The organism is Planococcus salinarum, from assembly GCF_007004625.1.
GTDB classification, from domain to species: domain Bacteria; phylum Bacillota; class Bacilli; order Bacillales_A; family Planococcaceae; genus Planococcus; species Planococcus salinarum.
This window is the reverse complement of record NZ_VIFV01000011.1, coordinates 44,661-62,717: the sequence shown is the minus strand read 5'-3', so window position 1 is coordinate 62,717 and position 18,057 is coordinate 44,661. Positions and strand designations below refer to the sequence as shown.

Sequence of the window (18,057 nt, the reverse complement as noted above, 5' to 3'; positions counted from 1 at the left end):
ACGCCGCTTCGCTGTTCCGTCTTATGCCTTTCAGAGCTGAACGGGCGCTTGCGCTTTTCTACTCAATCCGTATAGAACATGAAACCGATTGCGCCGATGCCCGTATGTGTTGAAATGACCGGTGTGGTGAAATCGTATTTGATGTCTGTATATCCTGATTCAATAATACGCTCCTTTAATGGCTCTGCCATCGCCAATCCGTTGGCATGGACCAAACCGACCCCTTTGACATTCTTTCCTTTTGTCCGTTCGATAAAGTCTTCAAACAGAAAATCGACAACTTTTTTATGGCTGCGCGCTTTTAACACCGGTGTATATTCACCGTCATCCAGTGAAGCAATCGGTTTTATCTTCATAATTGAGCCGACCAGCGCACGGCCTTTTCCTATCCGTCCACCTTTCACCATATTATCCAGGGTGTCAAGCACAACGTATAGCTTGGTTTTGCTTCTGATACCCTCCACCTTCGCTACTATTTCCTCCATCGGACGGCCGGCACGCGCCATTTCCGCAGCTTCAATTACCTGGAAGGATAGGGCGTAGGAAATATAACGGGAATCAATCACCGTAACATCTGCCTCAGTTAAATCTGCAGCTGCGCGGGCCGATTCGACTGTCCCGCTCATTCCGCCAGTCATATGGATTGACAATATCTGATCGCCGTCTTTTCCGAGTTCATCGTAAAGTTCTTTAAAGACGCCGGGGGCCGGCTGCGAACTTTTCGGCAGCTCTTCCGACTTTTCCATCAGCTCCAGAAACGATTCCGGCTCAAGATCGACCCGGTCCAAATATGTTTTATCGCCAATTTGTATGGACAACGGCACCATATGCACGCCATATTCCTTTAATACTTCCGGACGAAGATCCGAAGTCGAATCCGTCACTATGTGAATCCTTGACATGAAATCACTTCCTTCTAGTTATATACCTTATTCCCTATTTTAAAAATATATACGTGCCTTAGCAAATAATACGTTCTTCAGACACCGGTCAACAAAGAACAAAGTGCTTGTTTCAGACTGCTGCCCCTGTCAGTCGAGCGCCTGTTCAATTGCGTTCCGGACAAGCTTGATCCCTTCTTTTGAAGGCAAGCCGGTAAATACTTCAGGCGGGATTGGAGAGAGTATCCGGAGCAATACGTCAGCCGGTTTTATTTGGTTATTATTTTTCTCCATTATATTGGCCGTACCTTTTATCGCAATCGGTACAATCGGCACTTGGGCATCAACCGCAATGCGCATAAAACCGGCTTTGAATTCCCCGAGGGCCTCTCCTTTGCTGCGCGTCCCTTCAGGAAAAATCAGAATCGAATGCCCCTGTTTCAGCTTTTCGGCCGTCTCACCGATCGATTTCAAAGCACTTCTACGATCGGTGCGGTCGATGAAGACGCAATTCATATCTTCCATATATGTCGGAATCACGGGAAACTTCTTCACTTCTTTTTTTGATATGAAGCCGAACGGTTTCGGAAGGCTGGATAGAATGACCGGAATGTCAAAATTCCCCTCATGGTTACTGACAAGCAGAACCGGCCCTTCCGGCAAAAGGTGCAGTCCTTCCACCGCAACTTCACTTTTAGTGCGCTTCATAATGCCGGAAGCCCATTTCCTTGGCTCTGTATGGATCAGTTCATCATACTCTTCAGTGGTCATATGAGGCTTTTGTTTTTGGAATCGTTGGAGCTTCAACGCTGCCACCGGCAAATAACCGAACAGAAAAGAAAAAGTCCGGATTGAACTAAGCATTGTCTGCTCCTCCGAATTGCCGTTCAAAAATCAAATAGCTGAAAGGGATGCCGTCGGATTCAAAACGTTCGGATTCTGAAACAAGCTCCCATCCCTGTCCATAGTCGGGGAAGAAAGTGTCCCCTTCAAACTCCTTGTGGATTAACGTGATATACAGTCGATCTGCCTGTGGGAGGATACTCCTGAAAATCTGTTCCCCTCCGATGATCATCACTTCTTCGTGAAATTCTTCAGCGAGGCGGACAGCAGTTTCCAGGGAATGCACCACGTCGGCTCCTTCGATCTGCAGGTCTTTGTTGCGGGTAACCACAATATTTCTCCGTTTCGGCAAGGGGCGGCCGATGGATTCAAACGTATTTCTTCCCATGACAATCCCTTTGCCGACTGTGTGTTTCTTAAAGTAGGCAAGATCTTCCGGTATGTGCCACGGCAGTTGATTGTCTCTGCCGATGACATGTTTCGGGTCATGGGCAACCATTAATGAAATCATGAATGTTCCTCCTAGACAGCGACAGGTGCTGAAATCCGCGGATGCGGGTCATAACCTTCTATACTGATATCGTTTATTGTAAGTTCAAAAATTGATTCGACGTCTTCATTGACCTTTAATGTCGGCAATTTTTTCGGTGTTCGGCTGAGCTGCTCGTTCACTTGATCGAGGTGATTCACGTAAAGATGGGTGTCTCCTGTTGTATGCACAAAATCCCCGACTTCCAAACCACATTCCCGTGCAATCAGATGTGTCAGCAGTGCGTAGGAAGCGATATTGAATGGCACTCCCAGAAAAACATCGGCGCTGCGCTGGTAAAGCTGGCACGACAATTTTCCGTCAGCGACATAGAATTGAAACATGATGTGGCAAGGCGGCAACGCCATATCTTCGACAAATTCCGGATTCCACGCCGTCACCAGGTGGCGCCTTGAGTCAGGATTCTTTTTAATGGATTCGATCACATTTTTCAATTGGTCAATCGTATCGCCGGTAGTCGTCTGCCAGGAGCGCCACTGTTTGCCGTAAACCGGTCCCAGATCGCCATACTTTTCAGCGAATTCCTCGTCCTCAAGAATTCTTACCTGGAATTTCGCCATTTCGTGTTTGTAAAGAACGGCAAATTGCTCATCTTTTTGTGCACGGCGTCCGAAATCGGTCATGTCAGGGCCATCATATTCTTGGCTGGAAACCCATTGCCCGAAAGCCCATTCGTCCCAGATGTGATTGTTTTCGGCAATCAGCGTTTTTACATTCGTATCTCCTTGGATAAACCACAGGAGTTCAGAAACGATGAGACGGAATGCAGTCTTTTTCGTCGTCATCAGCGGGAATCCTTCAGCAAGATTGTAGCGCATCTGGTAACCGAAAACACTCAATGTCCCAGTTCCTGTCCGGTCTTCTTTTTTTGTACCGTTGTCCAGTATATGTTCGCACAGATCCAAATATTGTTTCATATCATTCGCCTCCATTGTAGGTTTAATCATAACGAAAATTACTGAATTTATACAGCCATATAAGTTGAACCAAAGAACTTCATTCATCATACCGTTTCGGCGCTATGGTGAAGTGTAGAGACTATGATCCTGCGCAAGCTCGTCGCAAAGACTTAGCCTCATATACGTCGGCTACTTGTCTTAGGAACTGTTTTGCGGAATAGCGGCTGCCATAGTCTATTAGTTTAACTTGTATAAATATACCTTAGATTATAAAACTCTTGTAAAGAAGAAAAAAACAGCCGCAATTTTCGGCTGTTTCACTTTTTTATCACTATTCTTCTATTAAGACAGCCATTTTGGAGGTGTGTTTTTTGACCAGTAAATATCTCCAAGGGTAATATGCTGCTGGAAATCATCTTCTTCCAAATGGTAATGGAAATTGAAGTAATAGCCTTCCTGCGGCTTCTTCTCGGTCCGGACATGGAAGCGGATTTTATCCTTATTCGTTTCAGTATCATAAATGTGGAATATTTTCTCAGAATGCTCACCGGAAGGTTTCTGCGAAATCGCAAGTCTGCGCAAGCTGTCTGAATCGACTTGTGCAAGATGCAGATCAATCGCCTGTTGAATATTCGGCAAAATGGCATTTTTGAATTCATCCTCGATAACAGGACCAATACGCGAACCGAATTTCATGTACGCCTGCTCTTCGGCAGTCTGGTGCACTGTGTCGAGTATGGTTGGATTATTATAATAGAATTCCGAGGGATCCAGCCAATCATATGTAATTTGAGCATTCGGACTTTTTACTTCCTGCGTCTTGAGCTCCGCCTTTTCTTCCAGCAGATTTTCCCAGATGGTATGGTTGGGAGGAATCATGCCGAGACTAAGGACAGCAACTGCAATCACAATCGACTTTTGCCACCAATTCTTCATCTCAATCACCTTCAATTTCGGACAATTTTTAAACAACTGTGTTTAATTATACGAATTATATTGGTAAAGGTTTCATCTTCTTGAAATTCATTGTACAATAAAAACAGTAAATACGCGCTGTTTTTTTTTGAAAAAGGAGGAATTTTTCATGGATGCATCGATCCTTATCGGCCTAGGTCTCCTGCTAATGCTCGGGTACTTGACATCATTAAGCTTCACCGATTAATATTTTCGCTCTATGAAAGCCCCTCCAGCATAGCTGGGGGGCTTTTCAGGCTGTCGAGAAACCATCAACTTCTATAATCTTCTATAATCATTACGTTCTAGACGGATGCTTTCCGCGGGCACGGCTTCAGCCTCCTCGTCGCTTGCGCTCCTGTGGGGTCTTCAGCTCGCGCTGTTCCCGCAGGAGTCGCCGTCTGTCACTTCACTCTGATTCTGTTCGGGAATATAGGATTTACTTCAATACTATAAAATAGCTGAAATGAATATCCTATATTGAAAGTGATTGGTGATATGGAGCAAAACAGCGCAGACGCCCAGGGGACCAAGCGAAGTGCTGAGATCCACTCGGACGAAGTGCAACGAGACCGAGTTAGCTCAGCGCGAGCCCCCAGGCAAGCGAAGCTGTTTTGCGGAATATCGATTGCATACTTTTCTTTCTCAACAAACTGGAAAGCCCCTCCAGCATAGCCGGAGGGGCTTTTGTCATTCAAGAAAGTTTTATGGCACCGTAATGGAATTTCGTATTCGGCCGGACGCGCCGGGTAAAACCGAATTTCTCGAAATCCTGTGAGCGGAAATGGGCTTTCAGCACAACTGCTTTTTTTGCGGCCCTTTTCGCTTCTGTCACCCATTCCTCCGTCAGCTGGCCCATATCGGCGCTGCTGCGAACAGGTGTGAAATTTGAGGATTCCTCTATTTTTTCTGTAAACATTGGATCCATATAGATGACATCGAAAGAATTGCTCTCCAGCTTTTTCAGATACGCAATGGAATCCATCGCATGGACGTCGATCCGGTTCATGGCATCTGTCAGGTGCGGCATCGTGGAGTACCGCTGAAGGCCGCTTCTGATGATATAGGCAATGTTCGGGTTGCTTTCGCAGCCGACGACCTTCCCTTCCGGTCCGACGTGCTGCGAGGCAGTGATGGCGTCTGAAGCCATTCCGAGAGTGCAGTCAAGGAAGCTGTCTCCTTTTTCGAGACCAGAAACTTCAATAAGCGGATCTCTTTCCAACGGGCGTTTTGTACGGAATGCCGCTGAATTCGGGTGAAAAAAGAACGGCTCCGCTTTACCCATGGGGTAAAACTCAAGCCGTTCTTTCGAAACCACGAGGATATCCGATTCTTCATCGCTGTGCATCTTCTCGATTGAACGTTTTTTGCGGTCAATGAAACGGATATCCAGCTCTCTACCAACCCTGCCAGTTTCTGCAATAATGGCTGCAGTGGGCCGGTATGCTGTGGTGACGATCGTTTTCATTATTGAGCTGCCTGTTCCAACGCTTGCACCAGGTGGTCGCGGATATCTTCGACTGAATGGTCTTCAATCTTCTCGCGCGGGATGATATAGGCAAGCTTGCCGTCCTTCAATACCGCGATTGAAGGCGATGATGGGGGGACATCTTCGAAATAACTGCGCATCTGCGCAGTTGCTTCTTTATCCTGGCCGGCAAAAACTGTCACCAGATGGTCCGGTTTTGCTGCTGTTTTGTTCAGCGCCTCGATAACTCCTGGACGTGCAAGGCCGGCAGCACAGCCACAAACCGAATTAATGACAGCTACTGTCGTTCCTTCCGCTTTGCTGATATGGTCATTTACTTCCTCTGCAGTCAGTAATTCCTTGAAACCATGATTCGTCAATTCCTTGCGCATTGGTGTTACAATGCCTTTCATATACTCATCGTATGCATTCATATATCTAACCACCTTAGTTTTTAATACTCTCCGATTTCAGCAGGGAGTTCCTTGACTCTATTCTAACTGAACCTCCAGGTGATTTCATGCATTACAGGCTATCAATATTTTCGATATTCATTATTGATGTACTCGAGAAGCTTTTCGAATTGATCGGATTCATACCATTCATAAGGCACCTGTTGATCGACTTTCCCGTCTTCCTTAAGTTTCAGGCTGGTCGCTGACAATTGCAAAATGCGGGAATCGTCGACATCGTCACTTTTATCGGCAATGGCGTACTCGCTGAAACGCTCCGTAATTTTCCTGAAAAGTTCGTCCCGTGCCTCTTCGTTCCTGAATTCCCATGATTCGTATTTTCCCTGGCTGATAATTTCGATTGAAAAGATGTTTTCTTCCATCACAAACCCCTCCTTAAAATTCCGAATCTAATAAAAGCCGTTTCAGAAGGTAATACCTCTTTCTGTACTCTCGGAAACATTCCGTTTGCCAATCAAATTCAATAAGGACAAAAAATAACCAGCGGCTCCAAATGCCGCTGGTTTCTATGGTTCGTTAAAATTATTGTTGGCCCTTCATTGCCTGGCGAGCTTCGGTCATCTGCTTCCAGACGGAACCTTCCGCTTCTTCGCCCTGCTCAATTCTGGCAATTGCCATTCTCACTTGAAGTTTCACTTCAAATTCCGGATCATTTTCGGCCTCGTGAAGCGCAGGCAGCGCAGCTGCTGTTCCCGTTTCATAGAGGAACATTGCTGCACGCCAGCGTACCAGCTTGTTTTTGTCTTTCAGGGTTTCAATCATGATCGGTTCGAATTCTTCAAAGCCCAAATCACTGATTGTGTCTCCGGCAGTCCTGCGAACGGCCCAGCCTTTGTCTTTCATCGCCCGTTCGATAAACGGGACCACCGCTTTGTCGTCGATATCTCCGAGATAGATTGCAGCCTGGCGGCGAATCGACATCTTGTCGTCATCCAGCGCTTTGTCCAGCAAAGGAAGATCATCCAGATCGGCTTCGATCATCTGGTCAAGCAATTGGAAACGCGTTTCCCATTCCGGCGCATCAAACTCCTCTGCCGTCACTTTGCGGCCGCGTGAAACGGCTTCCTGTTTTTCAGCATCTTTTGTTTGTGTCAATGCGTCGAGCCGTTCCTGTGGATAAGCCGCTTCAATTTCTTCGACAACACTGTGGCCGATTTCATCTTTTTCCCCGTATCGGACACCGTAATCAGCCCATTTGCGCTGCAGCAGGTAGTTCTCTTCAGTCGGGTCCATGACAATGCTCATCGCTGTCACAAACCGTTCCGGCATGCCAAAGCGTTCCTCTGAGCTATTGTCAAAAACCTTGACCTGCAAAGGAATGCCTTTGAATTCCTGCACATGGACATAAACTTCCCCGAAGTGTTCATCCAAGTCGACTTCCTGCTCAGTGTTTCCTCCGTCTTCGCCAAGAGCCCGTCTGACGTCAGCCAGAATATTCTCCCAGCCGAATTTGGCTGCTATGCGTTCCACTGCCAGAAAATCGGCCACATGGTATACGCCTTTGACACCTTCGATTGCCAGGATATCCCGGATTTCAGTCGGCGCCCCTTCGAGTTTACTTTGGCTGTAGTTATGGCTTTTACCAAACGGCAATTCCTGATCTATAATCACTTTCATCGTATTCGGGCTTGGTGTAGGTTCAATCGTTTTGATCTTCACTAAAAATCCCTCCTATTATAACAGTAGAACTAATAATCCATGGTAGCCGATATTCCGCAAACCTGCGCCGAAGCATTGGATTAGTACTGATTTTTTAATTCAATTTATGCAGTAACTTTATGCTTCAGCAATTTCCTGGAGGTATGTCCAGCGTTCGAGTTTCGTATCGTATTGTTTCGTCAATTCATCAACTTCCGCTGTCAGCGTGCGCAGTTTATCATAATCCGCACCGGCTGCGGAAATTGCTTTTTCGCGTTCTTCGATCTTCGATTCCAGAGAAGAAATATCCTCCAGAATCGTGTCATATTCCTGCTGCTCTTTATACGTCATCTTTTTCTTCGGTTCTGCCACCGTTTTTTCCGGCTTTAATGCTTCCACCGGTATTTTTTTGTTTTCCGTTAAAATCCCCGGCTTTTCCTTGATGAATTCAGAGTAGAGGCCCTGGTATTCTTCAATTCTGCCCGTTCCGGTTGTCCATAATTTATGGGCAATGCGGTCAAGGAAGAAACGGTCATGCGAAATCGTCAGCACAACACCCGGGAAATTCTCAAGGAAGTCTTCCAGAACACCCAATGTCTGGATATCGAGATCATTTGTCGGCTCGTCAAGAAGCAGGATATTCGGCTGTTCCATCAATAGTTTCAACAGATAGAGACGCTTCCGCTCTCCGCCCGAGAGTTTGCCGATTTGCGTGCCGTGGCCATTTGAAGGAAAAAGAAAGCGTTCGAGCATTTGGGTAGCGGACAGTCGGACCCCTTTTTCCGCTTCGTAATCATTGGAAATTTCCTGAATATACTCAATCATCCGCTGGGATTCGTTCATTTCCGGCAGATGCTGCGTGAAGTGGGCAATTTTTACGGTACTGCCGTATTCGAGCTTGCCTTCGGTCGGTTCATATTCCCCCGCAATCAATTTCATAAGGGTGGATTTCCCCGCTCCGTTCGGGCCGACGATACCGATGCGGTCGCCTCCCTGCAGCAGGAAATCAAAACCAGTGAAAATCTGCTTGTCGCCGAACGACATGCCGACATTTTCGCCTTCAATGATTTTCTTGCCGAGGCGCTGGCTCTGCATCGACAACTCAAGCGAAGTATGGTCGTTTTCTTTTTGGACATTTTCTTTTATTTCGTCAAAGCGCTGGATTCTGGCTTTTTGTTTTGTCGAACGCGCTTTCGCTCCACGGCGGATCCATTTCAGTTCCGAGCGGAAGCGGTTTTCCAGCTTCTGCTGAGACGCGGCAGCCATTTCTTCGCGCATCGCACGGTTTTCCAGGTAATCCCCGTAATTCCCTTTATGGGTATACATCGTCTGGTCGGCGATTTCAAAAATATGTGTGGAGACTGCATCCAGGAAATAACGGTCATGCGTCACAAACAGCATTGCGGAATTCATGCGCAGCAACGTTTCCTGCAGCCATTCGGTGGAGATGGCATCCAGGTGATTGGTCGGTTCATCCAGAAGAATCAGATCGGCCGGCTCAATAAGCGCTTTTGCCAGTGCCACACGCTTGCGCTGGCCCCCTGATAATTCACCGATCGACTGATCGAACATATCTATGCCGAGTTTCATCAGCGCAGTTTTTGCCAATGCATTGATGTCCCAGGCATTTTCACGTTCCATGCCTTCCTGGATCTTCATCAATTCATCCTGCAGTTCCGTGGAACTCGAGTCAATCATCATATTTTTTAAGGCCTCTTCGTAGGACCGGTTCAATTGAAGAATCGGTGACTCGCCCGAGAAAACCGTTTCCAGCACGGTCAGTGATTCATCGAATTCAGGATCCTGCTTCAAATACGTGATTTCATATTTTTTCGGGTGATCCATCGAAATTGAATCAGCTTCCATTTCCCCCGCGATTATTGACATCAAAGTCGATTTCCCTGTTCCGTTGACTCCGATCAATCCGGCACGGTCTCCCGGATACAATGAAAATTCGACATCCTTGAATAAAGTTTTCGCTCCAACAGTTTTCGTAAGTTTCGTGATATTTAAGTGGCTCATGCATTACCATCCGTTTCTTTTTTAAGTTGCTCTAAAAAGGATAGCATAAATTGATGTCGTTCATCAGCTATTTGCTTCCCTGTTTCCGTCGTCATCATGTTTTTCAACAGCAAAAGCTTCTCATAGAAGTGCGTAGCGCTGCTGGTGGGCTCTTCCCGGTATTGCTGTTCCGTCATTCCGTTTCTTGGCTTTTCCTCCCAATCGTACAGATTTCGCCCTTTCGCTCCTCCATAGGCAAACGTACGAGCTATCCCGACTGCGCCGATTGCATCCAGCCGGTCTGCATCCTGGACTACCCTCGCTTCAATGCTGGAAGCTTCTTCCCCGTTGCCTCCCTTGAATGAAACCTGTCGGATGATTTGTGCAATCTGACTGCTTTGCTCTTCCGAAACCCCTAAAGATTCCAGAATTTCCTTTTCAAGATCTTCCCCATTTTTCATGTATTTCGGGTCCGATACATCATGGAGCAGAACCGCCAGTTCGACGAGGAACGGATCGGCCTTTTCCGTCTCCATAATACGTTCTGCGTTACCAAGAACCCGTTCAATATGCTGCCAGTCATGGCTCGCATCAAATGTGTCGTAGATTCTTTTCACTTGCGACCTGCAGTTATCGATGATTCGGTTTGTCATGTTGTTCGCTCCCAACCTTGCATTTGATCAGCTCTGTAATATTTGGCATCCGATTACGAAATTGACGGTTTCATAAGCATCGTGTATAGTATAAGCCATCCATTACTACTATATTAATGGTACCACGAAAGTACTCAATACCAAGGGGGGAACGTGCATGCACCAGGGAATAGTTAAATGGTTTAACACGGAAAAAGGCTATGGTTTTATTGAGTATAATAATGGCGACGATGTATTCGTCCACTTTACCGGAATCAACGGTGATGGTTTTCGCACTTTGCAGGAAGGCAAACCCGTCTCATTCGAGATTATTGATGGAAATCGTGGTCCACAAGCCGCAAACGTAAGTCAGCTGGAAGCAGAATAAATTTCAGAACATGAAAATAAAAACAGCAGAAACGGATTTTCCGTTTCTGCTGTTTTTATTAAGATTTCAGATTTTCTTCAGACAAATTTTGCAGAAACCATTCATAGGTCAATTTCAAACCTTCTTCTAAAGGCGTTTTAGCTTCCCAGCCCAGTTCTTTCAGCTTGGTTATTTCCACTAATTTTCTTGGCGCCCCATCAGGCTTGGAAGTATTAAAGAATATTTCTCCCGTATAGCCTACGATTTCCTTCACCTGCTCAGCCAATTGTTTAATGGCAATATCTTTGCCTACTCCTATATTGATCAAATCACTCCCGCTGTAAGTTTCCATCAAATGCACTACAGCATCAGCCAAGTCTTCACTGTAAAGAAATTCTCTTTTTGGAAGACCTGTTCCCCATACCTCGACCAATGGCGTTGAATTCATTTTTGCCTCATGAAATTTCCTGATTAAAGCCGGAAGAACATGTGAGTTCTTGAGATCGAAATTATCATTGATGCCATAAAGGTTAGTCGGCATTACGCTTATAAAATTGGTGCCAAACTGTCTGTTATAAGCTTCGCACATCTTAACACCGGCTATTTTTGCGATTGCATAATGTTCATTTGTCTCTTCCAGTTCCCCGGTCAACAAATACTCTTCTTTCATAGGTTGCGGTGAAAATTTCGGATATATGCAAGTGCTTCCCATAAAAAGAAGTTTTTTAACGCCATGTCTAAACGCTGCATCTATAACATTTGTTTGGATCATTAAGTTGTCTCTTATGAAATCGGCTGGATAAGTGCTATTCGAAATAATCCCTCCCACTTTTGCCGCAGCCATAAAAACATATTCCGGTTTTTCATCCTGAAAAAATTGATTTACTTCAACCTGTTTTCGCAAATCGAGTTCCGCGCTTGTTCTATACACCAAATTACCATACTTCTTGGTTCGCAAATTCCGCATTATTGCTGATCCAACCAGACCCCTGTGTCCAGCAATATAAATTTTCGATTCTGCATTCATAATTTCTCCCACCTTCATGTTTTTACACTTTGCAACCGACTTCCTTTCAACTTTCTTTTTATAGAGATGCAGAATCTGGTTCCACTGAGTTACAGCTGATTTCTTGCAGCCTACCTTTGAGGATATGAGTCGTATTCTCCACTCAAAACCTTTTCCCACCATTCTTTATTGTCAATAAACCATTGAACCGTTTGCAGGATTCCAGATTCAAAATCATAAGAGGGCTTCCACCCCAATTGCTCTAACTTTGTCGGATCAATTGCGTAGCGTCTGTCATGCCCCAGCCGATCGGGTACAAATTTGATCAGCTTTTCAGATTTATCCAAGTAACGCAATATGGTTTGCACCACTTCGAGATTTGTCCTTTCGTTATGACCACCGATATTAAAAATTTCTCCACTTTTCGCTTCATGCATTACCAGATCGATGGCAGCACAATGATCAAGGACGTGCAGCCAGTCACGTATATTGAGGCCTCCTCCGTATATTGGAACTTCCTCATTATTTAAAGCCTTTGAAATGGTTAATGGAATCAACTTTTCCGGAAAATGGTACGGCCCATAATTATTGGAGCACCGAGTTATATTGACAGGCAACCCGTAAGTCTCGGAATACGCCCGGACAAACAGATCAGAGGCAGCTTTACTGGCACTATACGGACTGTTGGGTTGTAGAGGGCTGTCTTCAGTAAAAAATGTGTTGGAATCGAAATCCAGATCACCATACACTTCGTCAGTTGAAATTTGCACAAATTTTTTAATTTGAAATCGCCTTGCTGCTTCCAGCAGGACTTGAGTGCCAAGTACATTAGTTTTCACAAAAATTCCCGGATCGATGATGGAACGGTCAACATGGCTTTCTGCCGCAAAATGCACAACATAATCGAATGACACTTCTGCAAAAAGCTTATCAATAGAGATGCTGTCGGTGATATCCATATTCACAAAACAGTAATTCGGATATCCTTCAATTTCACGATGCTTTGTCAGATCCCCAGCATATGTTAGTGAATCTAAATTATAAATTTCATATTCGGTGTATTTCTTTGCCATATATTGAACAAAATTCCCTCCAATAAAGCCGGCGCCACCGGTCACCAGTATTTTTTTCATCGTATGCTCCTCCGCTTTATTTATTGGTTTGGAAAGTTTTTTCAGAAGCAATATCCAGTAAATATTTCCCGTAATCCGTTTTAATCAGCGGTTCTGCCAACTCTATCAATTGAGATTTGGAGATATATTGCCTTCTGTAGGCAATTTCTTCTATACAAGCGACGTAAAGCCCTTGCCTTTTTTGAATCGCTTCCACAAAGTTTGAAGCCTGTAATAGTGCTTCATGAGTTCCCGTATCCAACCAAGCCAAGCCACGGCCCATGATATTCACTTTAAGTTCGCCGTTATTACGGTATTCATTGATAATCGATGTGATTTCTTTTTCTCCGCGTTCGGAAGGTTGAACATTTTTTGCGATTTCCACTACTTTGTTGTCGAAAAAGTATAATCCGGGAATTGCAAACGATGATTTTGGATTTTCCGGCTTTTCTTCCACTGAAATAATGTTCATCTCATTATCGACTTCAACTACTCCATACGCACTGGGATCAGCGACGTGACAACCGAAAATAATGCTCCCGCTTTCCAGGGCGGATGATTCCAATAACCTGCTTCCGAAATCGGATCCATAAAATACATTGTCTCCAAGCACCAATGCTACGGGTGAATCACCTATAAAGCTTTCTCCAATGGTAAATGCTTCAGCCAGCCCGTTCGGTTCTTCCTGAATTGCATATTCCAATTTAATCCCTAATTTCTGGCCGTTGCCAAGCAAACTCAAAAACCCCGCAATATCTCTCGGTGTAGATATAATCAGAATTTCCTTGATCCCTGCCAACATTAGAACCGATAATGGATAATAAATCATTGGCTTATCATAAACAGGCAGCATTTGCTTTGAAATAGATTTGGTCAATGGATATAAACGAGTTCCGTTTCCACCAGCTAAAATGATCCCCTTCATCGAAAATCCCCCATTTCTCAAAGTTGAGTTATCTTTTCTGAATCAGCATGCAGTTCCTGAAAAATTTTACATATTTTAATAACAGATTGAAGTTCCAGTCCCCCGTAGTAGGGTAATGATAAAACCTGCCTCACGCATGTGCTGGCAACCGGCAGATTTTCAGCTTTAGCAGACTCAAGATTGGCATACCAATCAAATTCGCTGCATAAAGGATAAAAATACTTTCTCGTATAGACATTGAATTTTTCAAGTTCTTTTTGAAGCCAATCCCTCGAATGACCGAATTGATATTCATCTATTTCAATTACAAAATATTGATAACTGCTTTGTTCATACTCCAAATTGGTTATAATCCGAATTCCGGGAATATGCCGTAAATGCTGTTCATACATTTTTTTTAAGAGATGCCTTTTCTTCCTTTCTTCTTCGATTCCTTTCAACACTTCCAGTCCTATGCCTGCCTGTATTTCGTTCATTTTGGCATTTAACCCCGACAATACAACTTCTTCCGGATTGAGAATACCGAAATTTTTCAGCAAATCGAGTTTGCGTCCCAGAGCACCATCCCTGAAAACCAGAGCTCCTCCTTCAATTGTATGGAACAGTTTTGTGGCATGGAAACTGAACATCGTCATATCACCGAAAGAACCTATCGGCTTCCCCTCAATTTTCGCCCCAAATGCATGTGCTGCATCGTAAATCACTTTTAAACCGTATTTATCTGCTGTTTTTTGAATCTTTTCTGTATCACAGGGATTTCCAAAAACATGCACAGCCAGAATTGCCGTGGTATTTTCTGTGATCAGACCTTCAATTTTATCTGCATCGATATTCAATGTTTTGGGATCAATATCGCAAAACACGGGAGTTAACTGATTCCAGTCCAATGCCTGGACTGTTGCCGGAAATGTAAAGGGAGTGGTGATAACTTCTCCCTTCAAGTCAAGAGCTTTCAATCCCAGCAATAACGCCAATGTTCCGTTATTAAACAGAGAAAGATGCTGCACGTCCAGATACTCTTCCAGCCTTTGACTTAGTGTTTGGAGTTGCTTGCCATTATTTGTAACTTGCCGGCTTTCCCAGATGTCCTGGAGTTTTCCGCTGACATTTTCCAAATCCGGCAAAAGCGGCCGTGTAATATAAATTGGGTTTTCGAATGGGATTTGCATTTTCTTCCTCCTTGCTTGAACTGAAGAGCCACCGTATAGTGCTCAGTTTATTTTTATGGGATTTATCTTCTTGATTACAGGCAAAATTAAATGAAAAATACTGCCCAGCTCCTCAATTTTAGCCAGCTTGGAGAAAGTTAAGTAGAATGTGACGCCCATTATAATTTGTATGAGCATCGCAATAAAACTTCCGTTCAACAAAAGTTCTCCTGCAACGTAAGTGCATATCCCCATTATTACCGCCACGGCATAAATCGGGATTAAATCTCTCAGCTGTTCACTGACCGAATAAGAGATTTCTCTCCCCGAGTAATACGTATTAATAAACAAAGCCGTATATGAACTTAATACAGCTGCTCCTACCAGCCCAAAAATCCCTAAATCCAACCATATTGCCAAAAAGATTAAAATCGAAGCTATTATCATTTTAAAAATTTCAAGTTTCAGGTATAAATCCGATCTGCCTTTGACTTGAAGAATATTTAAGTTCAGTGCATGTATGGGATAGAGCATCGCCCCGATGCAAAGCAGTTGAAAGTAAGGAACCATCGGCAGCCACTGTTCCCCAAACAATAAATGGATGAGAGGCTCTGCAATTACTACAAAACCGATCATAATCGGGAATATGATAAATGCTGACATCTTTATGATTTTCCGATAACTTTGCTTCAGTCTGTCCTTCTCATCCTTTATACTGCTGAGTACAGGATATGTTACTCGCTGAATGGCAGTGGATAAACTTTGGGCGGACATATCACTGAATTTAGAGGCATTTGTATAATAGCCCAATTGCCCGGTGGAATACTGTCTCCCAATGATGACAAAATAAATATTTACAAAGATGGTATCAATTAATCCTGAAACAAGGAGCTTCCATCCAAAGCCGAATAACCGTTTAAAAGAAATGATGCTGAAGGTTAGGGACGGTACCCATTTTTTTGACAGTACCAGCAAGAGCGACTGAATCAGATTCATCACCAATGTTCTGATCACCAAACTCCAAACTCCAAAACCTCCTGCAGCCATCCCAACTGCCACCAAACCCGATATGATGCTTGATGCCATATTCACTTTAGCCTGTGCTTTGAAATTTACTTCCTTTGTCAGCATCGCCCTCGGTATAATTCCAAATGCGTTGATAAGAATTCCTAAAGCCAAAACACGCAGTAAGGAAACCAGTTCCGGTTCTCCAAAAAAAACACTGACGGACGGTGCCATCAAATAAATTAAAATATAGATAAGAATGGAAACAGCTAAATTAAAATAGAAGACCGTAGAATAATCCGTCTGAGTTGTATTCTGCTCACGTATAAGAGCCTGCGTAAAACCACTGTCCACAATTGAATTGGAAACAGCAACAAAAACTATTATCATTCCGATCAAACCAAAATGTTCGGGCAGTAACATTCGTGCCAAAATGATCTGGATTATAAATTGCATCCCTTGATTTCCCATTAAATCCCCGAAACTCCACAGCAAACCTCTGATTGTCTTTTTCTTCAACGAATTTTGCTGTCCCATATACTGACTCCAATCTCTTTGCATTGTTGTTGTTCAATCACAAATAGAAGAACCGCATTAGTCTGTTGGTAGTGGGTTTTATGAATTGATTACAAGAAAACAAATCGATTGTTTATCTTCAAGGGTCTTTTTGCTCACAATACTAATTTACATACAATTTTAACATACAGTTTTTATAAAGTAACTGATTTTTTAGACTATTAAGATTATTGTTCCGATAATTTATTAATTTCACGCCACATCTTTCTGTATTATGATTTTTCCCCGTTGAACTGAGTAACAAGACAAAAACAAAAATCACCGAATTTCCAAAAAAAGAAATTCGGTGATTTTTTTAAACTCTTCATTAAAATATGGGTCAGTTCATACTTGCTTTTGTGTTGCTCTTTTTCATCATAAAGTTTCCAATATAGTATCGAGTATTCTAAAAATCTGTTTTCATTTTTTTCTTATTACTAAGCTTCTTTTGTCTCCGCAATTAAAAGGGGGGTGTAATCATTTTTCTGTAAAATGAATTACTGCCTCTTTCCGAAATATATGAGTATTAAAAACCTTTTTTAACCCTCTTTTTATAAATTCCTTGTGGAGGTAAAATTTCAGGTTTTCTTTGCTGAAGGCTTCCTTAAACTTATGCTGTCTCAACAATAGATAAAAATGATTTTTCTTTTTTGTCCGAACAATCGTGTCGTTATATTTATATTCGGTATGATCGTTTATCATATCCAATAAGCTTGCTATTTTTTCATTTTGTCTGGTTGCCTTAACAGCATCGGACAATACCCTGTCAGACCAAGCTCCTTTTACATCTACTCGATAAACAGACATCGATTCATCCATATAGTATACCTTTCCGTGTACAGCCAGATGAATAGCAAGTGGATAATCTCCAACACCTGCGTCAAAATAGAAAGCTGGTACAGTATCGGCTATCACACGCCTGTAAACCATTGCATTAGTCGGAAATAGCTCACCTCCCCCTTCAATTACTTCTTCAGCTGAAAACATTTTGTTCTTCCGACCCGGTCTTACTTTCCCCACCGTCACTTGACGGGTTTCAGAGAATTTAAATGCGGAATGAACACATAAACTGCATTTTGGGTTTGCCTCCAAGTATTCCACTTGTTTCTGTAATTTGTACGGATCCGTCCAATAGTCATCGCCTTCACAAATTGCTATATATTTCCCTTTTGCCCGACGTTGATTTACCTGTTGCATTTTAATGCCCTGAGAAAATTGATTTTCCGTTTGATAAATAGGTTTGATGATTTCCGGAAACTTCTTTTCATAATCTCTAATAACATCAGCAGTTTGATCAGTAGAAGCATCATCATGAATGAGGATTTCAAATTCAAAATTTGTTTTCTGCATCAGAAACCCTTCGATTGTTTCTGCTATATAATTCTCATGATTATAAGTCAGGCAATCAATGCTTACCAAGATTTCTTTTTCCATAGCTTCTGCTCCCTACTCTCAAATTTTTAACGTGCATTTAGTATTGAATTATCGAATAGTTTTTGAGCTATTGTCTTTAAACTGGATTTTCAAAATAATGCATCCAAAAAGGTTGCTATATATAAATCCCCTTTTTTCTTTGCCGTTCTATTTATTTTCCAGGGTC

The 18,057-nt window shown here is 43.3% G+C and carries 18 protein-coding genes; 1 reads left to right on the top strand and 17 read right to left on the bottom strand.

Going from position 1 to position 18,057, the window contains the following annotated elements; all coding sequences use genetic code 11:
• Window positions 1-62 precede the first annotated feature (62 nt).
• The 11 genes from DIJ65_RS08375 to DIJ65_RS08325 form a co-directional block, all read right to left on the bottom strand.
• Window positions 63-902: a DegV family protein gene (locus tag DIJ65_RS08375; protein WP_117301242.1), complete on the bottom strand. Its 840-nt coding sequence runs from the start codon at window positions 900-902 to the stop codon at window positions 63-65.
• 129 nt (window positions 903-1,031) lie between these two features.
• Entirely contained in the window at window positions 1,032-1,745 is a 714-nt protein-coding gene (locus DIJ65_RS08370) for a lysophospholipid acyltransferase family protein (RefSeq protein WP_117301240.1), read from the bottom strand.
• The gene (locus tag DIJ65_RS08365; RefSeq protein ID WP_117301238.1) at window positions 1,738-2,235 is read right to left on the bottom strand and encodes a dihydrofolate reductase; all 498 of its coding nucleotides are present in this window, start codon (window positions 2,233-2,235) and stop codon (window positions 1,738-1,740) included. Before DIJ65_RS08365 ends, DIJ65_RS08370 begins: the two co-directional genes overlap by 8 nt.
• A gap of 11 nt (window positions 2,236-2,246) precedes the next feature.
• Window positions 2,247-3,191 carry a thymidylate synthase gene (locus DIJ65_RS08360; RefSeq protein WP_117301237.1) on the bottom strand — a complete coding sequence of 315 codons (945 nt, stop codon included), beginning with the start codon at window positions 3,189-3,191 and terminating at the stop codon, window positions 2,247-2,249.
• Between the two features lie 324 nt (window positions 3,192-3,515).
• Window positions 3,516-4,109, bottom strand: a complete 594-nt coding sequence (locus DIJ65_RS08355; RefSeq protein ID WP_117301235.1) for a YpjP family protein — start codon at window positions 4,107-4,109, stop codon at window positions 3,516-3,518.
• Between the two features lie 712 nt (window positions 4,110-4,821).
• The gene (locus DIJ65_RS08350; protein WP_117301234.1) at window positions 4,822-5,595 is read right to left on the bottom strand and encodes a class I SAM-dependent methyltransferase; all 774 of its coding nucleotides are present in this window, start codon (window positions 5,593-5,595) and stop codon (window positions 4,822-4,824) included.
• Window positions 5,595-6,029 carry a BrxA/BrxB family bacilliredoxin gene (locus DIJ65_RS08345; protein WP_117301232.1) on the bottom strand — a complete coding sequence of 145 codons (435 nt, stop codon included), beginning with the start codon at window positions 6,027-6,029 and terminating at the stop codon, window positions 5,595-5,597. The genes DIJ65_RS08350 and DIJ65_RS08345 overlap by 1 nt, the downstream gene beginning before the upstream one ends.
• 101 nt (window positions 6,030-6,130) lie before the next feature.
• Window positions 6,131-6,430: a hypothetical protein gene (locus DIJ65_RS08340; RefSeq protein WP_117301231.1), complete on the bottom strand. Its 300-nt coding sequence runs from the start codon at window positions 6,428-6,430 to the stop codon at window positions 6,131-6,133.
• Between the two features lie 160 nt (window positions 6,431-6,590).
• On the bottom strand, window positions 6,591-7,727 hold the full coding sequence (locus tag DIJ65_RS08335; RefSeq protein ID WP_117301229.1) for a conserved virulence factor C family protein: 1,137 nt from the start codon (window positions 7,725-7,727) through the stop codon (window positions 6,591-6,593).
• A 117-nt stretch (window positions 7,728-7,844) separates the two neighbouring features.
• Window positions 7,845-9,728 carry an ABC-F family ATP-binding cassette domain-containing protein gene (locus DIJ65_RS08330; RefSeq protein ID WP_117301227.1) on the bottom strand — a complete coding sequence of 628 codons (1,884 nt, stop codon included), beginning with the start codon at window positions 9,726-9,728 and terminating at the stop codon, window positions 7,845-7,847.
• Window positions 9,725-10,360 carry an HD domain-containing protein gene (locus DIJ65_RS08325; RefSeq protein ID WP_117301225.1) on the bottom strand — a complete coding sequence of 212 codons (636 nt, stop codon included), beginning with the start codon at window positions 10,358-10,360 and terminating at the stop codon, window positions 9,725-9,727. Before DIJ65_RS08325 ends, DIJ65_RS08330 begins: the two co-directional genes overlap by 4 nt.
• A 157-nt stretch (window positions 10,361-10,517) precedes the next feature.
• Here DIJ65_RS08325 and DIJ65_RS08320 point away from each other — a divergent pair, with 157 nt between their 5' ends.
• Window positions 10,518-10,727, top strand: coding sequence for a cold shock domain-containing protein (locus DIJ65_RS08320; protein ID WP_117301224.1), 210 nt, complete (start codon window positions 10,518-10,520; stop codon window positions 10,725-10,727).
• 58 nt (window positions 10,728-10,785) lie between these two features.
• Here DIJ65_RS08320 and DIJ65_RS08315 read toward each other — a convergent pair whose 3' ends face one another.
• From DIJ65_RS08315 to DIJ65_RS08290, 6 genes are all read right to left on the bottom strand, one after another.
• On the bottom strand, window positions 10,786-11,733 hold the full coding sequence (locus DIJ65_RS08315; RefSeq protein ID WP_117301222.1) for a GDP-L-fucose synthase family protein: 948 nt from the start codon (window positions 11,731-11,733) through the stop codon (window positions 10,786-10,788).
• A gap of 110 nt (window positions 11,734-11,843) precedes the next feature.
• Window positions 11,844-12,845 carry a dTDP-glucose 4,6-dehydratase gene (gene rfbB, locus DIJ65_RS08310; RefSeq protein WP_117301220.1) on the bottom strand — a complete coding sequence of 334 codons (1,002 nt, stop codon included), beginning with the start codon at window positions 12,843-12,845 and terminating at the stop codon, window positions 11,844-11,846.
• A gap of 16 nt (window positions 12,846-12,861) precedes the next feature.
• Window positions 12,862-13,749: a glucose-1-phosphate thymidylyltransferase RfbA gene (rfbA, locus tag DIJ65_RS08305; RefSeq protein WP_117301218.1), complete on the bottom strand. Its 888-nt coding sequence runs from the start codon at window positions 13,747-13,749 to the stop codon at window positions 12,862-12,864.
• Between the two features lie 17 nt (window positions 13,750-13,766).
• On the bottom strand, window positions 13,767-14,918 hold the full coding sequence (locus DIJ65_RS08300; RefSeq protein WP_117301216.1) for a DegT/DnrJ/EryC1/StrS family aminotransferase: 1,152 nt from the start codon (window positions 14,916-14,918) through the stop codon (window positions 13,767-13,769).
• A gap of 42 nt (window positions 14,919-14,960) precedes the next feature.
• On the bottom strand, window positions 14,961-16,439 hold the full coding sequence (locus DIJ65_RS08295; protein ID WP_117301214.1) for a lipopolysaccharide biosynthesis protein: 1,479 nt from the start codon (window positions 16,437-16,439) through the stop codon (window positions 14,961-14,963).
• A gap of 495 nt (window positions 16,440-16,934) precedes the next feature.
• Window positions 16,935-17,891, bottom strand: a complete 957-nt coding sequence (locus DIJ65_RS08290) for a glycosyltransferase (RefSeq protein WP_071152391.1) — start codon at window positions 17,889-17,891, stop codon at window positions 16,935-16,937.
• Between the last annotated feature and the right edge of the window lie 166 nt (window positions 17,892-18,057).

Coding starts and splice junctions, on each gene's coding strand:
- DIJ65_RS08375 (WP_117301242.1), bottom strand. CDS start 902: ATGTCAAGGATTCACATAGTGACGGATTCGACTTCGGATCTTCGTCCG.
- DIJ65_RS08370 (WP_117301240.1), bottom strand. CDS start 1,745: ATGCTTAGTTCAATCCGGACTTTTTCTTTTCTGTTCGGTTATTTGCCG.
- DIJ65_RS08365 (WP_117301238.1), bottom strand. CDS start 2,235: ATGATTTCATTAATGGTTGCCCATGACCCGAAACATGTCATCGGCAGA.
- DIJ65_RS08360 (WP_117301237.1), bottom strand. CDS start 3,191: ATGAAACAATATTTGGATCTGTGCGAACATATACTGGACAACGGTACA.
- DIJ65_RS08355 (WP_117301235.1), bottom strand. CDS start 4,109: ATGAAGAATTGGTGGCAAAAGTCGATTGTGATTGCAGTTGCTGTCCTT.
- DIJ65_RS08350 (WP_117301234.1), bottom strand. CDS start 5,595: ATGAAAACGATCGTCACCACAGCATACCGGCCCACTGCAGCCATTATT.
- DIJ65_RS08345 (WP_117301232.1), bottom strand. CDS start 6,029: ATGAATGCATACGATGAGTATATGAAAGGCATTGTAACACCAATGCGC.
- DIJ65_RS08340 (WP_117301231.1), bottom strand. CDS start 6,430: ATGGAAGAAAACATCTTTTCAATCGAAATTATCAGCCAGGGAAAATAC.
- DIJ65_RS08330 (WP_117301227.1), bottom strand. CDS start 9,728: ATGAGCCACTTAAATATCACGAAACTTACGAAAACTGTTGGAGCGAAA.
- DIJ65_RS08325 (WP_117301225.1), bottom strand. CDS start 10,360: ATGACAAACCGAATCATCGATAACTGCAGGTCGCAAGTGAAAAGAATC.
- DIJ65_RS08320 (WP_117301224.1), top strand. CDS start 10,518: ATGCACCAGGGAATAGTTAAATGGTTTAACACGGAAAAAGGCTATGGT.
- DIJ65_RS08315 (WP_117301222.1), bottom strand. CDS start 11,733: ATGAATGCAGAATCGAAAATTTATATTGCTGGACACAGGGGTCTGGTT.
- rfbB (WP_117301220.1), bottom strand. CDS start 12,845: ATGAAAAAAATACTGGTGACCGGTGGCGCCGGCTTTATTGGAGGGAAT.
- rfbA (WP_117301218.1), bottom strand. CDS start 13,749: ATGAAGGGGATCATTTTAGCTGGTGGAAACGGAACTCGTTTATATCCA.
- DIJ65_RS08300 (WP_117301216.1), bottom strand. CDS start 14,918: ATGCAAATCCCATTCGAAAACCCAATTTATATTACACGGCCGCTTTTG.
- DIJ65_RS08295 (WP_117301214.1), bottom strand. CDS start 16,439: ATGGGACAGCAAAATTCGTTGAAGAAAAAGACAATCAGAGGTTTGCTG.
- DIJ65_RS08290 (WP_071152391.1), bottom strand. CDS start 17,891: ATGGAAAAAGAAATCTTGGTAAGCATTGATTGCCTGACTTATAATCAT.